At 27.0% G+C, this 2,138-nt stretch carries 5 protein-coding genes and 1 pseudogene; 5 read left to right on the top strand and 1 reads right to left on the bottom strand.

What is annotated here, in order from left to right:
• The first annotated feature begins 302 nt into the window (after positions 1–302).
• The 5 genes from AJ932_RS08560 to AJ932_RS08540 all read left to right on the top strand — a co-directional run bounded on the left by AJ932_RS08560 (position 303) and on the right by AJ932_RS08540 (position 1,770).
• Positions 303–530, top strand: a complete 228-nt coding sequence (locus tag AJ932_RS08560; protein WP_002854037.1) for a type II toxin-antitoxin system HicA family toxin — start codon at positions 303–305, stop codon at positions 528–530.
• A 3-nt stretch (positions 531–533) separates the two neighbouring features.
• On the top strand, positions 534–893 hold the full coding sequence (locus tag AJ932_RS08555; protein WP_002779573.1) for a type II toxin-antitoxin system HicB family antitoxin: 360 nt from the start codon (positions 534–536) through the stop codon (positions 891–893).
• Positions 894–1,023: 130 nt separating this feature from the next.
• On the top strand, positions 1,024–1,251 hold the full coding sequence (locus tag AJ932_RS08550; protein WP_002819580.1) for a hypothetical protein: 228 nt from the start codon (positions 1,024–1,026) through the stop codon (positions 1,249–1,251).
• A complete protein-coding gene (locus AJ932_RS08545) occupies positions 1,238–1,519 on the top strand; it encodes a type II toxin-antitoxin system YafQ family toxin (RefSeq protein WP_070277918.1) in 282 nt (93 codons plus the stop codon). Before AJ932_RS08550 ends, AJ932_RS08545 begins: the two co-directional genes overlap by 14 nt.
• An 11-nt stretch (positions 1,520–1,530) precedes the next feature.
• On the top strand, positions 1,531–1,770 hold the full coding sequence (locus AJ932_RS08540) for a hypothetical protein (protein WP_002835408.1): 240 nt from the start codon (positions 1,531–1,533) through the stop codon (positions 1,768–1,770).
• 36 nt (positions 1,771–1,806) lie between these two features.
• Here AJ932_RS08540 and AJ932_RS10855 read toward each other — a convergent pair.
• A pseudogene (locus tag AJ932_RS10855) lies at positions 1,807–2,138 on the bottom strand (conjugal transfer protein TraG); the annotation flags it as partial.

The following is a 2,138-nucleotide window of genomic DNA, read 5'->3' as shown; positions in this document are numbered from 1 at the left end:
AAAAATATATTTTCTTCTAAAGTTAAATTTCTCATTTTAAATCTTTCCTTCATAAAAATCCGCCTTGAGTTTTAACTCTTGGCGGAAATAACCCTAAAGGCTTAACTATGAAACGACATTTTGTGAGATTATATCTAAACTTTAGGTTTTTTAAGTTTAAAATGGAAGTATTTTTAGCAAAACCGCAGGACAGAAAAGCCCCTTTAAACATACAAAGACAACAAGATTAAAAGAATTGCGTTCGGTTTATAAGTGATACTTAATAAAAAGTGTGTATAATACATACTCATAAGGATATTATAGTGAGTAAAAAAGATAAAATTATTAAAGATTTAAAAAATAATCCTAACAATGTGCGCTTTGAAACGCTTAAGATTTTATTAGAAAGCGAAGGTTATGAATGTTTTAATAAAGGCGGATCACATTATCAATTCAGAAAAGAAGAATGTGATCTTATTACTATTCCATTTAAACGCCCTATAAAGGCTATATATGTCAAAATGGTTTTAAAAGCTATAACAGGAGAATGAATGATGAAAGACTTAGATTACTATCTTAATCTACCTTATGAAATTATTATAAAAAAACTTGATGAAAAAGATGGCGGAGGATATTTTGCAAGATATAAAGATTTCCCTTATATTATGGGAGATGGTGAAAATGAAATAGAAGCCTTAAAAGATCTCAAAGAAGCATTTAAAGGAGCATTAGAAGTTATGCTTGAAAAAGGTGATTATATTAAAGAACCTATTGATAATGAAGCAAAAATTAGAATTAATATTACCTTGCCTAAAAGCTTAGTAGAGGCAATAGATACAATAAGCGATAATAGAAGCAAATTCTTAGCCGATCTTGCAAATAGCGCTATAAAGTCTTATAAAATAAGCACTTAAAAATTGACATAGTTAAATAAAAAAAATCCGTTTCAAACTCCTAAAAAATAGGCATTTTATAGTATAAATACTTGCAAAAATTATTAAAAATGGTATAATTATGTTATATAAATTGAGAAAGGAGTTGCTTATGACCCTTATTATTGAAAATGTTAATGAAGATTTTTTACCTGCATTCAAGGGTTTAGCAAAAAGCATAAATGCCAAATGTAAAATTTCTAAGCCTAAGTTGAGTAGTTTTGAAAGTAAGATATTAAATGCAAGCAAAGAACTTGATAAAGAAAAAAAAGTCAATACTGCATTAAGCTTTAATTCGCATCAAGACTTTGTGAAAGCTTATCAAAATGGCAAAATATAAAATTTATTACCATAAAGATTTTATAAAAGCTTACAAAAAAATAAGCGATGAAGAGCGTAAAATAACTGATGAAGTTATTGTAAAACTTTCTAATGATGAGAAATTAGAACCTAAATATAAAGATCATCAATTAAAAGGTGTATTAAAAGATTTTAGAGAATATCATATAAAGTCTAACTTGTTATTAATTTATCAAAAACATAATAATGAGTTAGAGCTAAATATTTTAAAACTAGGTAGTCATAGTAAGTTATTTAAAAAATATTGAAAGGAATAAAGATGGATAAAGCGCACTTAATTATTTATTTAGCAGTATTTGCATCTATTGTTAGTGTTTTAATAACTTGTTGTCTTTTATATCTAATCAGAGATAGGTTAAGCAAATTGTATCCTAAAAATACATTATTGAAAATCAAGAAGTTTTTAAAAGAGAATGTTAGAGTTGTTAATCGCCCATTAGATGAATTAGATAAAGATGATTATAGTTTTATAAAAAAAGATATTTTAGGATATGTATAAATACTAAGCCTAGTTAAAACTAGACTCAGTGCATTATTATTTATAAGTATCATTGATTTTTTCATTTCTTTCTTTAATAGCAGTTCCTGCTTTTTTCTCAGTTGCACCTGCTGCTTCTTGCACCTCAAATGCTATTCCTTCTGATTCAATTTTAGTAGGAGCATTTCTTGTTTTTAAGAAACCTTGATATCTTGAATTTAAATCATCTATGGCTTTATTGTGATCAGTCATAACGCCTTTTGGATCATAATAATTATGTTTTGATTGATCGTGTAATCCATTTGAATTGACATTAGAGTTTACTTCTGCATAGTGTGATAATCCTTGCATATCTCCCCTTGCAGCCATATTTTCAACAGCATTCACAG

It is taken from the genome of Campylobacter sp. BCW_6873, from assembly GCF_001762365.1.
In the GTDB taxonomy this organism is placed as follows: Bacteria; Campylobacterota; Campylobacteria; order Campylobacterales; family Campylobacteraceae; genus Campylobacter_D; species Campylobacter_D jejuni.
This window is presented reverse-complemented; position numbering and strand designations above follow the sequence as displayed.

Excerpts from the sequence above, each read along its gene's own strand:
- AJ932_RS08540 (WP_002835408.1), top strand. The coding sequence starts at position 1,531 with ATGGATAAAGCGCACTTAATTATTTATTTAGCAGTATTTGCATCTATT.
- AJ932_RS08545 (WP_070277918.1), top strand. The coding sequence starts at position 1,238 with ATGGCAAAATATAAAATTTATTACCATAAAGATTTTATAAAAGCTTAC.
- AJ932_RS08555 (WP_002779573.1), top strand. The coding sequence starts at position 534 with ATGAAAGACTTAGATTACTATCTTAATCTACCTTATGAAATTATTATA.
- AJ932_RS08550 (WP_002819580.1), top strand. The coding sequence starts at position 1,024 with ATGACCCTTATTATTGAAAATGTTAATGAAGATTTTTTACCTGCATTC.